Origin of the sequence: Bacillus safensis FO-36b, from assembly GCF_000691165.1 — a bacterium.
GTDB lineage: Bacteria > Bacillota > Bacilli > Bacillales > Bacillaceae > Bacillus > Bacillus safensis.
Window position 1 is genome coordinate 1 of record NZ_ASJD01000016.1, and the last position, 17,886, is coordinate 17,886.

The 17,886-nt window shown below is 40.8% G+C and carries 22 protein-coding genes; 21 read left to right on the forward strand and 1 reads right to left on the reverse strand.

Features of this window, described 5'->3' with window-relative positions; genetic code table 11:
* Positions 1–156: 156 nt before the first annotated feature.
* The 13 genes from BA81_RS17980 (at position 157) to rsmI (ending at position 9,301) form a co-directional block, all read left to right on the forward strand.
* On the forward strand, positions 157–348 hold the full coding sequence (locus BA81_RS17980; protein ID WP_024425620.1) for a sigma factor G inhibitor Gin: 192 nt from the start codon (positions 157–159) through the stop codon (positions 346–348).
* 131 nt (positions 349–479) lie between these two features.
* Complete coding sequence (locus BA81_RS17985; RefSeq protein ID WP_034284129.1) at positions 480–1,094, forward strand: 5-bromo-4-chloroindolyl phosphate hydrolysis family protein; 615 nt, start codon at positions 480–482, stop codon at positions 1,092–1,094.
* 18 nt (positions 1,095–1,112) lie between these two features.
* Positions 1,113–2,177: a toxic anion resistance protein gene (locus tag BA81_RS17990; RefSeq protein ID WP_034284132.1), complete on the forward strand. Its 1,065-nt coding sequence runs from the start codon at positions 1,113–1,115 to the stop codon at positions 2,175–2,177.
* A gap of 77 nt (positions 2,178–2,254) precedes the next feature.
* Entirely contained in the window at positions 2,255–3,664 is a 1,410-nt protein-coding gene (locus BA81_RS17995) for an aminotransferase class I/II-fold pyridoxal phosphate-dependent enzyme (RefSeq protein WP_034284133.1), read from the forward strand.
* Positions 3,661–4,299, forward strand: a complete 639-nt coding sequence (gene tmk / locus BA81_RS18000; protein ID WP_034284135.1) for a dTMP kinase — start codon at positions 3,661–3,663, stop codon at positions 4,297–4,299. Before BA81_RS17995 ends, tmk begins: the two co-directional genes overlap by 4 nt.
* A 79-nt stretch (positions 4,300–4,378) precedes the next feature.
* Complete coding sequence (locus tag BA81_RS18005; protein ID WP_024425625.1) at positions 4,379–4,708, forward strand: cyclic-di-AMP receptor; 330 nt, start codon at positions 4,379–4,381, stop codon at positions 4,706–4,708.
* A 12-nt stretch (positions 4,709–4,720) separates the two neighbouring features.
* Positions 4,721–5,161, forward strand: a complete 441-nt coding sequence (locus BA81_RS18010; protein ID WP_024425626.1) for a YaaR family protein — start codon at positions 4,721–4,723, stop codon at positions 5,159–5,161.
* An 11-nt stretch (positions 5,162–5,172) separates the two neighbouring features.
* Entirely contained in the window at positions 5,173–6,162 is a 990-nt protein-coding gene (gene holB / locus BA81_RS18015) for a DNA polymerase III subunit delta' (RefSeq protein WP_024425627.1), read from the forward strand.
* A 2-nt stretch (positions 6,163–6,164) separates the two neighbouring features.
* Positions 6,165–6,992, forward strand: coding sequence for a competence/sporulation regulator complex protein RicT (gene ricT / locus BA81_RS18020; RefSeq protein WP_024425628.1), 828 nt, complete (start codon positions 6,165–6,167; stop codon positions 6,990–6,992).
* A gap of 14 nt (positions 6,993–7,006) precedes the next feature.
* Positions 7,007–7,360 (forward strand): DNA replication initiation control protein YabA, encoded by a 354-nt coding sequence (gene yabA / locus BA81_RS18025; protein WP_024425629.1) that lies wholly within the window; start codon positions 7,007–7,009, stop codon positions 7,358–7,360.
* A 55-nt stretch (positions 7,361–7,415) separates the two neighbouring features.
* On the forward strand, positions 7,416–8,159 hold the full coding sequence (locus tag BA81_RS18030; RefSeq protein WP_034284137.1) for a tRNA1(Val) (adenine(37)-N6)-methyltransferase: 744 nt from the start codon (positions 7,416–7,418) through the stop codon (positions 8,157–8,159).
* Positions 8,146–8,445, forward strand: coding sequence for a GIY-YIG nuclease family protein (locus BA81_RS18035; RefSeq protein WP_034284140.1), 300 nt, complete (start codon positions 8,146–8,148; stop codon positions 8,443–8,445). The genes BA81_RS18030 and BA81_RS18035 overlap by 14 nt, the downstream gene beginning before the upstream one ends.
* Positions 8,420–9,301 (forward strand): 16S rRNA (cytidine(1402)-2'-O)-methyltransferase, encoded by an 882-nt coding sequence (rsmI, locus tag BA81_RS18040; RefSeq protein WP_034284141.1) that lies wholly within the window; start codon positions 8,420–8,422, stop codon positions 9,299–9,301. The genes BA81_RS18035 and rsmI overlap by 26 nt, the downstream gene beginning before the upstream one ends.
* A gap of 45 nt (positions 9,302–9,346) precedes the next feature.
* Here rsmI and abrB read toward each other — a convergent pair whose 3' ends face one another.
* Positions 9,347–9,637, reverse strand: coding sequence for a transition state genes transcriptional regulator AbrB (gene abrB / locus BA81_RS18045; protein WP_087975202.1), 291 nt, complete (start codon positions 9,635–9,637; stop codon positions 9,347–9,349).
* 520 nt (positions 9,638–10,157) lie between these two features.
* Here abrB and metG point away from each other — a divergent pair.
* The 8 genes from metG to BA81_RS18085 all read left to right on the forward strand — a co-directional run bounded on the left by metG (position 10,158) and on the right by BA81_RS18085 (position 17,865).
* Positions 10,158–12,158, forward strand: a complete 2,001-nt coding sequence (gene metG / locus BA81_RS18050; RefSeq protein WP_034284143.1) for a methionine--tRNA ligase — start codon at positions 10,158–10,160, stop codon at positions 12,156–12,158.
* An 80-nt stretch (positions 12,159–12,238) separates the two neighbouring features.
* Positions 12,239–13,006, forward strand: a complete 768-nt coding sequence (locus BA81_RS18055; RefSeq protein ID WP_034284145.1) for a TatD family hydrolase — start codon at positions 12,239–12,241, stop codon at positions 13,004–13,006.
* Between the two features lie 244 nt (positions 13,007–13,250).
* Complete coding sequence (locus BA81_RS18060; RefSeq protein ID WP_034284147.1) at positions 13,251–14,453, forward strand: G5 and 3D domain-containing protein; 1,203 nt, start codon at positions 13,251–13,253, stop codon at positions 14,451–14,453.
* A 161-nt stretch (positions 14,454–14,614) separates the two neighbouring features.
* Positions 14,615–15,175, forward strand: coding sequence for a ribonuclease M5 (gene rnmV, locus BA81_RS18065; protein ID WP_024427200.1), 561 nt, complete (start codon positions 14,615–14,617; stop codon positions 15,173–15,175).
* Positions 15,168–16,046, forward strand: a complete 879-nt coding sequence (gene rsmA / locus BA81_RS18070; RefSeq protein ID WP_034284149.1) for a 16S rRNA (adenine(1518)-N(6)/adenine(1519)-N(6))-dimethyltransferase RsmA — start codon at positions 15,168–15,170, stop codon at positions 16,044–16,046. Before rnmV ends, rsmA begins: the two co-directional genes overlap by 8 nt.
* Before the next feature lie 114 nt (positions 16,047–16,160).
* Positions 16,161–17,045, forward strand: coding sequence for a sporulation peptidase YabG (gene yabG, locus BA81_RS18075; protein WP_024427198.1), 885 nt, complete (start codon positions 16,161–16,163; stop codon positions 17,043–17,045).
* A gap of 213 nt (positions 17,046–17,258) precedes the next feature.
* A complete protein-coding gene (veg, locus tag BA81_RS18080; protein WP_003217979.1) occupies positions 17,259–17,516 on the forward strand; it encodes a biofilm formation stimulator Veg in 258 nt (85 codons plus the stop codon).
* A 163-nt stretch (positions 17,517–17,679) separates the two neighbouring features.
* On the forward strand, positions 17,680–17,865 hold the full coding sequence (locus BA81_RS18085) for a small, acid-soluble spore protein, alpha/beta type (RefSeq protein WP_012008653.1): 186 nt from the start codon (positions 17,680–17,682) through the stop codon (positions 17,863–17,865).
* Positions 17,866–17,886: the final 21 nt, after the last annotated feature.

Sequence of the window (17,886 nt, forward strand, 5' to 3'; positions counted from 1 at the left end):
TTCCAGTCGGAACTGGTCTTTTTTGTTTTTTAAGAAAAGGAACAAACACTCGATCTGACATGGATACATATACTAAACTACCATCTAAAACATTCTTAATTTTGTATACAATTGAAAGCGCTAGGGCATACTGAAGCTATAAGTGGAGGTGTCACAATGAGCAAAAAAGAGCGAGAAGCGATTTGTTTGATTTGTGAAGAGAAAAAAACAAAGGGAATTTATTTATATCATCAGTTTTTGTGCCGAGAATGTGAGAGAAAGTTAATTTCTACATCGACCTCGGATCCTAGCTATGCCGATTATGTTAGAAAGCTTAAAAATCTTCATACGCCGCCTTTGTATTCATAGACCATTAGATGGTCTTTTTTTATGAGCTATGGAGGATTATTGGGCCTGTTTTTTGGAACTTAGTTTGGACATCATACGTAATTAATAATAAGATAAACAGAGAGCCTGATTATTCATAGGAGTCGATGAACATGAAATCAATCTTTTATACATTTATATGGGCCATCCTCTCTACTTTTTTTTCGCTTGTGATTTTAACCGTCAGTATTGGGGTTTTCCATCATCATGTTGGACTATCGATACTGTATGCGATGATGGGGTGGGGCGTAATGTTTGCAGGGAGCAGATGGGTTGCTTTCCAGTTGTTTTTAAAGAAACACGGACTGTCTCGTAGTGATTATGTATATATCAAACGGCATTTAAAAGAAGCAGGACAAAAGCTCGTACGTTTAAAGAAGGCTTTATTTGCTGTGAAGAACGTACAGACGATCAAACATAATTATGAAATTCTCCGACTTGCACGACGAATCTATACGATTACAAAAAAAGAGCCGACCCGATTTTATGATGCACAGCGTTTTTATTTCGAAAGCTTGGATTCTGTCGTTGAACTAACTGAAAAATATGCATTATTGTATAACCAGCCTGATCGCGGTCATGAGCTGGAAATGACACTGAGCCAAACTCGGGTGACGCTGACAGAACTGCAAAAGCAATTGACGAATGATTTGCAGCAAGTATTAGGAAGAGACATAGAAGCCCTTCATATTGAGCTTGAAGTGGCAGATAAAATGATAAAGAAATAATGAAAGGAGTCAAACGTAATGAAACCAGAAGATCACATCCCAACATCATCTGCTGCCACTACAGATCTTCAGTTTCAAGTGTTTGATACCTTATCTGATGAGGAGAAACAAGAAGCCTTGCAGCGTGCTGAGCAAATCCCTGACAATCCGCAAAAGCTGCTTTTCTATGGTACACGTGTTCAGGAACGATTATTGGAACAATCACAACAAATGATGAAATATGTTGAGAAAAAAGATATCGATCAAATAGGAGACGCGCTTGAGGCCTTTTTGCACCAGCTGCATGTAGTAGAACCGGAGGACTTACTGCCAAAGAAGCAGGGCTTTTTTTCGAAGTTATTTCGGCGGGAGAAGCGTTCTACTCAGGAAATCATATCGCGTTTTCAACATGCAAAATCACAGATCGAGAGATTATCAGCAAGGCTTCGTTACGCAAAAGGCGGATTAATTTCCGATCACATGTTATTAGAGCGTTTATTTGAAGAAAATCAAACCTTTTTCCAAGAGATGACGCTGCAGGTTGCAGCAGTTGAAGCGAAAATAACAACTTTAGAGAAGCAGATCATATCAGAAACGGAGCAGACTGGTAATCGGACTATAGAGGAGCAATTGATGAGTCAGGAAGTCAATGCAGAAGAATATATGGAGAGGTTGAAAGAACGGAAATATGATTTGCTGCTAAGCCGGCAAATTGCGTTGCAATGTAATGCCCAAATTCGAATGATCCAGCATACGAATCATACATTGGCCAATCACATTCAATCAACTGTTTCTGCATCTATTCCTCTATGGATCAACCAAATGTCGATTGCGTTAACGCATATTCAGCAGCGTGCCAATTCAGCTCTTGAGAATCGAATCAAAAAAACATATGAAAAGGTATCAAAGCAGCAGGGGGAGCTTCTTGAAGATGCAGCTTTTGCACCTATAGATACGTTGAAAAAGGTTCAACGCCAATTAGCTGAAACCTTACAGGAAACGTTACAGGTGAAAGAGCATGGAAGCCAAGAGCGAGCCCAATTGAAAAACAGCATGTATGAGGCAGAACAGCAGATGACGAATCACCAGCCAATTAAGGAATGAGAATCCATCTTTCGGTTCCCTTGTATGAACGTTATAATAGACATAAGATACCGTTAAAGTGAAAAGGGTCGATTTGTTTGAAAACACCTTTATATACAGCATTAGCACAACATGCGGAAAAGAAACCTTATTCTTTCCACGTTCCAGGACATCACAATGGAGATGTCTTTTTTGATGAGGCACGGACTTATTATGACTCAATTCTTCAGCTGGATGTAACAGAGCTTGAAGGGTTAGATGATCTCCATCATCCAACTGGTGTTATTCAAGAGGCTGAACATTTATTGGCAAAGCTATATGGATCAGATCAAAGCTTTTTCCTTGTGAATGGGACAACTGTCGGAAATTTAGCGATGGTGATGGCAGCCTGTCGTGCGGGAGATGAGATTTTCGTCCAGCGAAATTGTCATAAGTCTGTTTACCATGCGATTGAGCTTGCAGGAGCCACGCCTATTATGGTAGAAGCTGAGGTAGATCCACACCTGCATGTACCAACACATGTGACGGATGAAACAGTCAAAAAAGCCATATCCAAACACCCTAATTGCCGGGCGATCGTTTTGACTTATCCGAACTACTACGGACATGCAGCTGATTTATCAAAGCTAATTGACATGTGCCACGAAGCAGGCATGATCGTTTTGGTTGATGAGGCACATGGTGCACATTTTGTATTAGGCGGCGCTTTTCCCCCATCTGCTCTTTCCTATGGAGCTGACGTGGTGGTACAATCAGCACATAAAACCCTTCCGGCCATGACGATGGGATCCTACCTTCATCTACAGGGGGAGCGAATGGATGCAAAACGTTTGAAAACATTCCTCACGATGCTTCAAAGCAGTTCTCCATCCTATCCAATTATGGCCTCATTAGATGTGGCAAGAGCTTATGTCGAGGAGATCAAGAAAAAAGGGATCTTGGATGGAATCATGAAAGGGCTGGCAGAGCTGAAAAATGAGTTCAACCGTATACCTCAGCTTGAAGTGGTCGAGTCTGAATTGCTTTCTAACGATCCATTAAAATGTGTGATTCGATCAACAAAAGGGCTGACTGGTTATGAACTAAAACGAGTTTTTGAATCAGTGGAGGTTCACCCAGAGCTTGCGGACGAACATCAGGTTTTACTTGTCTTTGGTTTTGAACAGAAGAAGGATATACCTTTTAAACGAATAGAGCAGGTTCTTAATCAAAGCAATTCATTGCTCAAAGGAAAAGATCATTTCCAAAGAGAGGCGCTGGCTGATGACAACGAGGAGCATAGACAGGATATAGAAGCCGTCCCATTTGAACATGCAGCAGGACGGGTTAGTGCAGAATCGGTTATTCCATATCCACCGGGTATTCCTTTGATCGTTAAGGGAGAGCGTATTGAAATCGATCAGATTGCGGCTTTAAGCCGTTTGCTTGGACATCAGGTTCATGTTCAAGCCAGTCAGGTGATTCATCAGAGAAAATTATATGTTTATATAGAAGAGGAGACACTATGAGCGGTATGTTTATTACGTTTGAAGGGCCAGAGGGTGCTGGAAAAACGACAGTGATTCGAAAAGTGTATGAAGAAATGGAACGCCAAGGATATGCAGTGATGGCGACACGTGAGCCTGGCGGCATTGACATTGCAGAGCAGATTCGTGAAGTCATTTTAAATGAAAAAAACACAAAAATGGATGCGAAAACAGAAGCTTTGCTGTATGCAGCCGCAAGAAGGCAGCATTTGGCTGAGAAGGTAGAACCGGCATTACAGCGCGGGCAGACGGTTTTATGTGATCGTTTTGTTGATAGCTCCCTTGCTTATCAAGGCTATGCGAGAGGGCTTGGGATTGAAGAAGTAAAGTCAATTAACGACTTTGCTATCAATGGCACGATGCCGCAAATGACCATTTATTTTTCAATTACACCTGAGGAAGGGCTAAAGCGAATTGATGCCAACCAGGGAAGAGAAAAGAATCGATTAGACATGGAGACGCTAAATTTCCACCAGCTTGTCAGAGAAGGCTATGAACTGCTTATTGCACAATCGCCAGAACGATTCCGTGTAGTGGATGCGTCTCAGCCGATGCAGGCTGTCTATAAAGAAGTCCTTCAATTGATTCAGGACACATTAAAGCAAAATCAAATATGACCTAATTCCCAATCGTTGTTATAATATAGAGGAAGACATCGGCATGTCATCTGTGCCTAAAATAAAGGAGGCCAATCAAATGAAATTAATTGTTGCCGTTGTACAGGACCAAGATAGCAGCAAGTTGTTGAAAATATTGACTGAACATCATTTCGGCGTGACAAAATTAGCTTCAACTGGTGGGTTTTTAAAGTCTGGGAATACGACTTTTATTATTGGTTGTGATGATGTCCGAGTGGATAAAGCATTACAGCTTATAAAAGAAAATTGCCGTAAACGTGATCAAATGATCGCGCCTGTCTCCCCAATGGGCGGAAATGCAGATTCATACGTACCATACCCTGTTGAGGTTGAAGTTGGCGGAGCTACTGTCTTTATTCTGCCAGTTGAACAATTTCATCAATTTTAAGGATGGGTTGCTGTGAAAATTAATCAAGATATGCGGCTGCGTTTAGAAAAGCGTGAACTTCAAGCGATGAAAGGAAGCCAGACATCTGCCTCCTTTAAAGCTTCGATGGAGACGCAAAGCGGCAAACTGCGCTTAGAACAGCTGACGGTCATGCTGAGTGATATCGAAGTGTTCGGAAAAAAGCTCGCAAAGTCACGAAACCTAAAGGATTTGGCTAGGTTTAAAGGACTGGTGAAGCGCTTTGTGAAAGAGACAGTCGATAATGGATTAAATATAGAAACTTCAAGGAGCTTTGACATTTATGGCAATACACGTACACTTGCTTTAGTCAAAGCCTTAGATGAAAAGCTGATTGAATTAACCGAGGAAATGATGGATCAAGAAAAACCATCTATTGATTTGCTTGAACGTATTGGAGAAATAAAAGGTTTATTGATTAACCTTTACACATAGAGAGTGATAACATGGCAATTAGCTGGGATGACATGAATGATTTGCAGCCGCGCGTCATGCGGCTGATTTTTAATAGTATTGATAAAGACCGACTTGCGCACGCCTACTTATTTGAAGGAAAAAAAGGAACCGGAAAACTGGATGCAGCGATGCTTTTGGCTAAAAGCTTTTTTTGCTTGGAATCAGGAGTGAAACCATGTGAATCCTGTCAAAACTGCAAAAGGATTGCATCAGGAAACCATCCCGATTTACATCTTGTGCAGCCTGATGGCCAATCAATTAAGAAGGCGCAAGTGCAGGCACTGCAAGAGGAATTTACAAAAGCCGGTGTAGAATCTCACCGGAAAATGTATATTATTCTTCATGCGGACAAAATGACGGTCAATGCCGCGAACAGTTTATTGAAGTTCCTAGAGGAGCCTAATCGGGAAACGATGGCGGTTTTAATCACTGAGCAATCGCATAAAATGCTGGATACGATTATTTCAAGATGTCAGATGCTCAGCTTTCAGCCGCTGCAGCCACAATCCTTGGAGCAGCAGCTTTTACAAGAAGGCGTATCTCAGCATCTCGCAAGGCTTTTGTCGAATTTAACCAATAATTTAGCAGAAGCACTCGAATTAAGTCGAAATGATCAGTTTGCAGAGTCTAGAGCGAAAGTGATAAAATTGTATGAAGTCTTACACCAGCGAAAAGAACATGCATTTTTTTATATACAGGATCAATGGATGCCTTTTTTCAAAGAGAAAGACCTTCAAGAAACAGGTCTGGATATGCTTTTATTTATATATCGTGATGTATTGTCGATTCAAATAGGAAATGAAGATAAAGTCATTTATCAAGACTTATTCCAGACAATGAAGCAGCATGCGCTGCATTCCACACAGCAGATGGTGACCAGCCAGATCCTTGCTGTATTAGAAGCGAAAAAGAGACTTCAATCCAACGTGAATGCCCAAGGGCTGATGGAGCAATTGGTGTTGATGTTGCAGGAGGGATAAGCTTGTACAACGTAATTGGTGTTCGCTTTAAAAAAGCGGGCAAAATCTATTATTTCGATCCTAATGGATTTCATATAGAAAATGATAGTTGTGTCATTGTAGAAACGGTCAGAGGGGTTGAGTACGGACAAGTGGTCATCGCCAACAAAAAAGTAGATGAACACGATGTGGTTCTCCCTCTGCGTAAAGTCATTCGTGTAGCAGACGAACGAGACCGGCTCATCGTTGAGGAAAACAAAGAAGCAGCGATGACAGCCTTTGATACATGTCTTCAGAAGGTAAGTGAACATGGGCTGGAAATGAAATTGGTCGATGTTGAATTTACATTTGACCGAAACAAGGTCATCTTCTACTTCACAGCAGATGGCAGAGTTGATTTCCGTGAGCTAGTGAAGGATCTTGCATCAATTTTCAAAACGAGAATTGAACTTCGCCAGATTGGCGTAAGAGACGAGGCAAAAATGCTTGGCGGCATTGGTCCTTGCGGGCGAATGCTTTGCTGTTCGACATTCTTAGGAGACTTTGAACCAGTGTCGATTAAGATGGCAAAGGATCAAAACCTGTCGTTAAATCCGACAAAAATTTCCGGACTATGCGGCCGTTTGATGTGCTGCTTGAAATATGAGAATGATGAGTATGAAACAGCGAAGGAACAATTACCGGATATCGGCGAAACGATTCAAACGTCTAATGGCTCTGCCAAGGTAGTAGGGCTCAATATTTTAGAACGAATTTTGCAAGTTGAATTAACCGGGCAAGAAAAAGTGATAGAATATACATGGGAAGAATTATTACAAGAAGGCGTTGTATCTGCACAAACAACTGAGTAACGAGGTGTGCCACCTTGGATAAAAAGGAACTATTTGATACGGTGATTAATTTAGAAGAACAAATCGGTTCTCTTTATCGCCAGTTAGGTGATTTGAAAAATCATATCGGTGAAGTGATTGAAGAAAATCATCAGCTGCAGATGGAGAATCAGCACTTGCGTGAACGTCTGGATCAGTCCGATCGAGACAAATCGTCTGAGGCAGAGAATGATTCTGCCCAGAAGCCAAGTCATTCTGATATAGGAGAAGGTCATGATAACCTGGCCCGGTTATATCAGGAGGGCTTCCATATTTGTAATGTACATTATGGAAGCATTCGTAAAGAGGGAGACTGTTTGTTCTGTCTGTCATTTTTAAATAAAAAATGAGAAAAGGCTTCCGCTGAATCGGGAGCCTTTTTCACAGGAAAAGAAAGGATACATCATGGTTTCGTTAAGAGAAGATGAACGTTTAGATTACCTGCTCGCCGAAGATATGAAGATTATACAAAGTAAAACTGTGTTTGCCTTTTCATTGGACGCGGTGTTATTAGCTAAATTTGCGTATGTGCCAATCCAAAAAGGAGAGATCATTGATCTTTGTACCGGAAATGGCATCGTGCCATTGCTGCTTTCGACTCGTTCTAAGGCCTCGATTACGGGTGTTGAAATTCAAGAACGGCTGTTTGATATGGCAAAAAGAAGTGTGGAGTATAATCAACTTGCGCACCAGATTGAATTGATTCATGGTGATTTGAATGATATGCCGGAACGCTACGGCAACCATAAAGTTGATGTGATTACATGTAACCCGCCATATTTTAAAACACCTTCTAAGGATGAAATCAATGAAAATGAATATTTGGCGATTGCACGGCACGAAATTCATTGTACATTAGAAGATGTTGTTCGTGTTTCTTCCACGCTGCTAAAGCAAGGGGGAAAACTGGCGATGGTTCATCGACCAGGACGGCTGCTTGAGATAGTGGAATTAATGAAGAAATACCGAATTGAGCCAAAACGAATTCAATTTGTTTATCCCAAACAAGGGAAAGAAGCCAATACCATCTTGGTAGAGGGCATAAAAGATGGAAAACCAGATCTGAAAATTCTCCCGCCTCTTTTTGTTTATGGGGAAGATCAGGAGTATACAGATGAAATCAGGACGATACTGTATGGAGAAGCATAATCATTACTTCTATGTATTAAAATGTGCAGATGGCAGCCTGTATGCGGGTTATACAAATGATTTACAAAAGAGATTGATGACCCACAATAGTGGAAAGGGAGCAAAGTATACAAGAGCGAGACGGCCGGTTGAGCTTTTTTATCATGAATGTTTTGCAACCAAAAGAGAAGCCATGCAGCAAGAATATCGTTTCAAAACGTGGACGCGGAAAAAGAAAGACATTTATATAGAAGAAATGCGAATAGAAAAGGAGGCGGCACATGAAAAAGACACAGAAAAGCTTTGATGGTCAATCTGGTATGGGGATTCTTTATCTTGTCCCAACCCCGATCGGAAATCTAGAAGATATGACGTTCCGAGCGATACAAACATTAAAAGATGTAGACTATATTGCCGCAGAAGATACAAGGCAAACGAAAAAGCTTTGTCATGTATACGAAATTGATACACCCTTAACCAGCTATCATGAGCATAACAAAGACAGCAGCGGCCACAAGTTAATCGAATGGCTAAAAGAAGGGAAAAATATCGCACTCGTGAGTGATGCCGGTTTACCGACGATTTCAGATCCAGGGGCCGAAGTGGTTCGAGATTTTACTAGCATTGGGGGCTATGTCATTCCGTTACCTGGCGCTAATGCTGCACTAACGGCACTCATTGCATCAGGAATCGCGCCTCAGCCATTTTTCTTTTACGGTTTTCTCGACCGTCAAAAAAAAGAAAAGAAAAAGCAGCTTGAAGCCTTGAAGAAACGTCAAGAAACGATCATTTTCTATGAAGCACCCCATCGATTAAAAGAAACGCTGACTTTGATGAAGGAAGTGTGGGGGAATCGGAACATCGCAATTACGAGAGAACTGACGAAAAAATTCGAAGAGTTTATTCGTGGAGATTTAGAGTCTGTGCTGACATGGGCTGCGGAGAATCAAATCCGAGGTGAATTCTGTCTTGTGGTACAAGGAAATGATCAAGCTGAAGAAGAGCTGAATGAAGAAGCTTGGTGGACGTCCTTATCTGAAAAAGAACATGTGATCCATTACATAGAGGAAGGATTAACGTCGAAGGAAGCCATTAAACGTACAGCTGTCGAACGTGGTGTGCCAAAGCGCACGATATACGATGCCTATCATATTGAACAATAAAGAAAGGTTCTTGCAAACGGTGCAAGAACCTTTTTTATATGAACCTTATTTTTGTGATTGAAGTTGGTTTTGGATTTCGTTAATGATTTGCTCTGCACCTTCACGGCTAAGAACTAATTTACCATTAGCAAGCTTAAGGTTATCGTCTGATACTTCACCTGTTACTTGGCAAGTCATGTTTGGTTTATATTTTTTTAGGATAATTTTTTCATCATCAACATAAATTTCCAAAGCGTCTTTTTCAGCGATTCCTAGCGTACGGCGAAGTTCGATTGGAATCACCACGCGTCCTAATTCGTCAACTTTACGTACAATACCTGTAGATTTCATCTTCATTCTCCTCCCAAAAAGAACTTATTCTTAATATAATATTATCTTCGTCATTATTCGACAAATTCCTTACATTCCTAGCATAACAAGGTTTCCATAAATCGTCAATCATTTTGTTTACTATTGTTTGTAAAATATGACTCTTAAAGTCAAAAGACCTTGAAACTACTGGTGTATAAGGATTTTGTAGGCTTTTTCTATGAAAATATAAGAAATGACGAGATCAGATTAACAAGACTTTTGCCCTAATTTAGCCAATTGTAAATCTGGAAATAGATTTCATACGACAATATTCGACAAAATGTCGACGGGTTTGTCGTTTTTTTCGAAAAACTCATCTTTTTCGATCATTTCATCTTGTTCTATGTATATATGCTTGATCTTAAAGGCTAAGATGGTATCATAGAGAAAGCACAAGTGCAAAATTGAATGAATTGATCTGACACATTTTCATGTAATGATGATAACCGCTCTCGTCCATTGGGCGGGAGTTTTTGACATTTACACACACGCAGGAGGTTCCGACATGCCAGAAAAGAAAAAAACGTTTTATCTGACAACACCTATTTACTATCCGAGCGGAAAATTACATATTGGACATGCTTATACGACAGTAGCAGGAGATGCTATGGCTCGTTATAAACGTCTTCAAGGCTTTGATGTGATGTATTTAACGGGTACAGATGAGCACGGACAAAAAATTCAGCAAAAAGCTGAAGAACAAAATATCACACCGATCGAGTATTTAGATCCAGTCGTAGAAGACATTCAATCATTATGGAAGAAACTCGACATTTCTAATGATGACTTCATCCGTACAACGGAAAAAAGACATACGAAAATCATTGAGCAAGTCTTTCAAAAATTGCTTGATCAAGGAGATATTTATTTAGATCAATATGAGGGATGGTACAGTATTCCTGATGAGACATTCTATACAGAAACACAGCTTGTTGATGTTGAGCGTAATGAGAAAGGGGAAGTCATTGGCGGGAAAAGCCCTGACAGCGGCCACCCTGTTGAATTAATTAAAGAAGAATCATATTTTTTCCGCATGAGTAAGTATGCGGACCGTTTGCTCGATTATTACGAAAAAAATCCATCGTTTATTCAGCCTGAATCAAGAAAGAATGAAATGATTAATAACTTCATTAAACCAGGTTTAGAGGATCTAGCAGTATCAAGAACAACCTTTGATTGGGGAATTAAAGTTCCTAACAATCCAAAACACGTCATTTATGTATGGATTGATGCGTTATTCAACTATTTAACTGCGATTGGCTATGGAACAGATCAAGATGAAAAATATAAAAAATATTGGCCTGCCAACGTACATCTCGTAGGAAAAGAAATTGTACGCTTCCATACGATTTATTGGCCGATTATGCTGATGGCATTAGATCTGCCTCTGCCGAAACAAATTTTCGCACACGGCTGGCTGCTCATGAAAGATGGCAAAATGTCTAAATCAAAAGGGAATGTGGTAGATCCGGTCACATTAATTGATCGCTATGGCCTCGATGCCCTTCGTTATTATCTGCTTCGCGAAGTACCATTTGGTGCGGATGGTGTGTTTACACCAGAAGGATTCGTGGAACGTGTAAACTATGACCTTGCCAATGATTTAGGTAACTTGCTTAATCGTACAGTTGCGATGGTGCAAAAATATTTTGACGGCACTTTAAGCAGCTATAAGGGCCCTGTTAATGAGTTTGATGAAGAGCTGAAAGCAGTCGCTGAACAAACAGTCAAAGCCTATGAAGAGGCGATGGAAAACCTTGAATTCTCTGTGGCTCTTTCAAATGTTTGGACATTAATCAGCAGAACCAATAAATATATTGATCAAACAGCTCCATGGGTGCTGGCAAAGGATGAAACAAAACGAAAAGAACTACATTCTGTTATGTATCATTTAGCAGAATCACTTCGAATCACTGCAGTACTCTTAACGCCGTTCCTAACGAAAACACCTGAGAAAATCTTCTTCCAGCTTGGAATTGAAGAAGAGAAGCTCAAAAGCTGGGATAGTATCCTATCATTTGGTGCGATTCAACAAACGACGGTACAAAAAGGAGAGCCTTTGTTCCCGCGTTTAGAGGTTGAAGAAGAAGTAGCCTACATTAAAGAAAAAATGCAGGGAAGTGCACCTAAGGTAGAAGAAGAGAAAGTGGAAATCGAAGAAACGGAATTACCTGAGCTGGGAGCAGAAATTGCATTTGATGATTTCTCAAAAGTTGATCTTCGAGTTGCACAGGTATTGGAAGCAGCCCCAGTGAAAAAAGCGGATCGTCTCTTAAAGCTTCAGCTTGATTTTGGATTTGAAAAAAGACAAATAGTCTCTGGGATTGCCAAGCACTATCAACCAGAGGAATTAGTAGGGAAGAAGCTTGTTTGCGTAGCGAATCTTACACCAGTTAAACTCCGAGGGGAAATTTCCCAGGGAATGATTTTAACTGGAGAAACTGGCGGGAAATTGCAGGTTCTTGAAGTAGATCAATCTCTAGCAAATGGAACAAAAATTTTATAAATTAACAAAGGTGTTCCACGTGTAACATTTCGTCGAACACCTTTTGTTTTTAGGAGAATTGTCGAAAGGAGCAATCAACCATGTTATTTGATACACATGCCCACTTAAATGCAGAACAATACAATGAAGACTTAGAGCAGGTGATCGAAAGAGCGAAAAGCGAAAAAGTTGAGAAAATCGTGGTGGTAGGGTTTGACCGCCCAACCATTACGAGGGCGATGGAGTTAATTGAAGAGTATGATTTCATATATGCAGCTATCGGCTGGCATCCAGTCGATGCTATTGATATGACAGATGAGGATTTGGCTTGGATCAAAGATTTATCTCAACACGAAAAAGTGGTTGCAATTGGAGAAATGGGTCTGGATTACTATTGGGACAAGTCGCCAAAAGATGTGCAAAAGGAAGTCTTTAGACGCCAAATTGCTCTTGCGAAGGAAGTGAAGCTTCCAATCGTTATTCATAATCGTGACGCAACGGAAGATGTCGTGACGATTTTAAAGGAAGAGGGAGCAGCTGAGGTTGGAGGTATTATGCACTGCTTTACTGGCAGTCTGGAAACTGCAAAAGCGTGTATGGAGATGAACTTTTATATTTCATTCGGTGGACCCGTGACATTTAAAAATGCCAAAAAGCCAAAGGAAGTTGTAAAGGAGATACCAAGTGACCGGCTTTTGATTGAAACAGACTGCCCGTACTTAACGCCAGTGCCATTTAGAGGGAAACGTAATGAGCCAAGTTATGTCAAATATATCGCAGAACAGATTGCGGAGCTGAGAGAAATCAGCTTTGAAGAGCTTGCTGAATTGACAACAAAAAATGCAAAAAAAGTTTTCCGTATAAACTGACAGTATATGATGTCAATCCTTGTTTAAGCTTGTCCAATTGTGAAACATAACGAAAAAGTTCTACACGTTTGCGCCTCCTCATAGGATAAGTTGTCGATAAGTCTTTCTTCCCTTCCTTCCATAAATCTCCCATAATAGGTTTACAATCGAGCATTTTTGTACAGTGGGTGGAAGGGTTGACAGGTTTTGAGATACTCTATATAATCTCTCCGAGGAGAAGGAGGCGTTTTTCATCGTACAAAAAATGAAAAATCTGTTTTCTGTGAAGCTAGGAAAAGGCAAGGTTTTATTACTAGTTGTTTGCTTGCTTTTAGCTGGAACTGGAACGGCTTACGGAGCGCATGAGCTCACTAAGCAGTCTATTACCATTTCAATCAATGGTAAAGAGAAGACAATTCGTACACATGAAGAGACAGTAGCACAGCTGCTTTCAGACCTTGGAATAAGGACCAAGGCGGAGGATCATATCTCTCCAAGTCTAAATACAAAGATTCAAGACAATATGAACATTGTGTATGATGCGGCTATACCGGTTCATCTGACCCTAGATGGGAAAGAGAAAACGATATGGACTACAGATCAGACGGTTGGAGCATTATTGAAGAATGAGAAGATAGATATTGGGAAGCACGATCAAGTAACTCCAGGAAAGAATGACAAGTTAAAAAAGGATATGAATCTTGTGGTTCAGCAGGCCTTCCAGGTCAGCTTAAATGATGGAGGAAAAGATAAAAAAGTGTGGACCACTTCGACTACGGTCGCTGACTTTTTAAAGCAACAAGAGCTGAAGCTCAAGAAGCACGATAAGATCAAGCCTGCGTTACATAGTAACCTTTCTAAAAAGAGCGCAGATATTAAGATCACTCGGGTGGAAAAAGTCACCGATGTAGTGGAAGAGAAAATTGCTTTTGATACCAAACATAAAAAGGATCATTCTCTTGAAAAAGGGAAAGAGAAGGTACTTAAAAAAGGTGAAGAAGGTAAATTGAAGAAGCACTATGCCATTGTGAAAGAAAACGGCAAAGTGGTGTCTAAAGAATTGATTAAAGAAGTGACCGAAAAAGATAGTAAGGACCGCTTAGTGGCCATTGGTACACAAGTGGCCAAAAAGGAGCCTACAGCGTCCCCTGCGGTTTCAAGAAGCAATGAATCGTCAGGAAAAGAATTTTATGTAGCGTCAACAGCCTATACAGCGGGCTGTGCTGGATGTACGGGCAGAACGTCTACAGGCTTTGATTTAAAAGCGAATCCGGGTGCAAAGGTCATAGCAGTTGATCCGAGTGTCATTCCGCTGGGCTCAAAAGTGTATGTGGAAGGCTATGGATATGCCGTTGCATCAGACACTGGATCTGCTATAAAAGGGAATAAAATTGATGTGTTCGTCCCAAGTAAGTCGGCAGCTTATCAATGGGGAAATAAACGAGTAAAAATTAGAGTACTCAAATAAACACATCAAATCATTTATATGAACAGAGGGCTTTGCGCACCCTCTGTTTTTTTGGTTATAATAGAAGCACTGTTTTCTAATTAATTAGACGCAAAAGCAGCATGAAAGGTTTCGTTTTTTTAACCAAAAAATGTAGATTGTTTTTGCAAGCGGAGGAATACATGAAAATCAAAGAAATCATTGTGGTGGAGGGTCGTGATGACACTGCCAGAGTGAAGATGGCAGTGGATGCAGATACGATTGAAACAAACGGATCTGCCATTGGCGATACAGTCATTCAACAAGTGCGTCTTGCTCAGGAGACGAGAGGGGTCATTATTTTAACAGATCCTGATTTTCCTGGTGAGAAGATCCGTAAAACCATCGCAGAGGCAGTTCCTGGCTGTAAGCACGCTTTTTTGCCAAAACATCTTGCGAAGGCGAAGCGGGATAAAGGAATTGGTGTCGAGCATGCTTCCTTGGACAGTATTCGGGAATGTCTTGCCCATGTCCATGAAGAAATGGAAGTAACGGAAAGTGACATTACTTTAGATGACTTATTTGACGCAGGCCTTATCGGAGGCGAAGCATCGAAACGCCGCCGCGAACGACTAGGAGTGCTTTTAAATATAGGATATACCAATGCGAAGCAGCTGCAAAAGCGCCTTCACATGTTCCAAATAACCAAACATGATTTTATTGCGGCCTTAAAGACCGTCATGCAGGAGGAAGCCGATGAATAAAGATATTGCGACACCCGTCAGAACGAAGGAAATACTGAAGAAGTACGGTTTCTCTTTTAAAAAGAGCTTGGGGCAGAACTTCTTAATTGATACAAATATTTTAGATCGCATTGTTGATCACGCAGAGGTTACAGATGAGACCGGCGTCATTGAAATTGGGCCTGGTATCGGCGCATTGACAGAGCAGCTCGCTAAACGTGCAAAGAAAGTCACCGCTTTTGAAATCGATCAGCGTTTATTGCCTATTTTAAACGATACGCTCTCTCCATATGATAATGTCACGATCATTCATCAAGACGTATTAAAGGCGGATGTGAGAAAGGTCATCGAAGAAAATTTTGCTGACTGTAAAGAAGTGATGGTCGTAGCCAACCTTCCATATTATGTGACAACACCGATTATTATGAAATTGCTTGAAGAAAACCTTCCATTGAAAGGGATTGTGGTCATGTTGCAAAAAGAAGTAGCAGATCGTATGGCAGCTGCCCCTTCATCAAAGGAATATAATTCACTGTCTATCGCAGTTCAATTTTATACGGAAGCAAAAACGGTGATGGTTGTGCCTAAAACGGTTTTTGTTCCTCAGCCCAATGTTGATTCGGCTGTGATTAAGCTGACTGTTCGTGAAACGCCTGCTGTCTCAGTAGAAAATGATGCGTTTTTCTTTCAATTGATCCGAGCAAGCTTTGGCCAGCGCCGGAAAACATTGATGAATAATTTGATGAACAATCTCCCTGATGGAAAAAAACATAAAGCGATCATCGAAGAAGCACTTCAAACAGCAGATATTGATGGAAAGCGCCGCGGAGAATCATTATCCATTGAGGAATTTGCCCGTTTGTCGAATGTTTTACAAAAAGCCCTATCGTAAGGGCTTTTTTCTTTTGTTTTTCACCACTTCAACTGTTCGGGCATAGGCTAGAAAGAACAGCATATATGAAAGACGATACCAACAGGATATGAGCCTGATTGTGGAGTGAACAGCATGCAATTTCAAATAGGAGATATGGTGACGAGGGCATCCTATCAAATGGATATTATGTTTCGAATCATTCGAATTGATGAGACAGATCAGCACGAAGCCACTGCCATATTGCATGGGAATGAAGTGAGGCTGATTGCTGATGCTAAGATGTCGGATCTCGTCTTGATTCAAAAAGAGGAGCAGCTGACAAGGGAAAAGGACGACGAACGGAAAATTAACGAATCGCTCGACTTACTAAGACAGGATTATCAGCTGCTGCGTGAAAAACAAGAGTATTATACTTCTGGACAATATCAGCATCAGGAGCAGTATTTTCACATGCCTGGAAAGGTCCTTCATTTAGATGGAGATGCTTCATACTTAAAGAAATGCTTAGATGTATATGAACGAATTGGTGTACCTGTGTACGGAGTGCATTGTCATGAGAAGAAAATGCCAAGCGTGATCGATTCGTTACTTGATCAATATCGGCCTGATATTTTGGTCATTACAGGGCATGATGCGTATTCCAAGCAAAAGGGCGGCGTAAATGATATCGGTGCCTATCGCCATTCTCGTCATTTCGTTGAGACGGTTCAAAAAGCAAGAAAGAAAATTCCTCATTTAGATCAGCTTGTGATCTTTGCAGGCGCCTGTCAATCTCATTTCGAATCATTGATCCAAGCAGGTGCCAATTTTGCAAGCTCACCTTCACGTGTGAACATCCATGCGCTCGATCCCGTCTATATCGTTGCGAAGATCAGCTTCACTCCATTTGTAGATCGAATCAATGTGTGGGATGTGCTTCGTAATACATTAACAAGAGAAAAAGGTCTCGGAGGCATCGAGACGAAGGGTGTTTTAAGGGTAGGTATGCCATATAAAAAAGACCATGAATCGACATAACCCGACTGATTTCAGTCTGGTTTTTTTTATGTGTAAAAAGAAATTTCAAACGGATACATAATTCACCGGAATTTGAGAAAAATAGGGAGGAGAAAAGGTAGAAGTTTGTCAAAATTATTTTGTTGACAATGGCTCGTGTTGGTTGATATAATTTAATTTTTATTTGACAAAAATGGGCCGTTGTTGTATAATTATCTCAGTGAGGTGGATGCAATGGCGAAGACTTTGTCCGACATCAAAAGATCGCTTGATGGTAACTTAGGTAAACGTTTGACGTTAAAGGCTAACGGAGGCCGCCGTAAAACAATTGAGCGTTCGGGCATTTTAGCTGAAACGTACCCTTCTGTATTTGTGATTCAATTAGATCAAGATGAGAATTCGTTTGAAAGAGTTTCTTACAGTTATGCAGATATACTGACTGAGACGGTCGAATTAACGTTCGATGATACCGCTAGCTCAGTCGCCTATTAATGGGCAGTGAACTTCTTGTTTACTGCTTTTTGTTTTGCCTTTTTTTCTGAATGGGAGTCTGTCCATTTTTTGAAAGGGGTAAAAGAAAGGATTCGATACAAAATAAGAAAGCCACAAAAGCAGTGGCACTGATTCGAATTCTCGACTAAAGGGGCTGTTTCGTTTGGGTAGACGCCGAGGCATTATGTCAGATGAGTTCAAATACGAGCTGGCGAAGGATCTTGGATTTTATGATACCGTCAAAAATGGAGGCTGGGGAGAAATTCGTGCGCGTGACGCAGGTAATATGGTCAAACGTGCCATCGAATTAGCTCAGCAGCACATGGCTCAGGATGAGAATCAACGATAGAAAAATGGTCAGGGATACCTC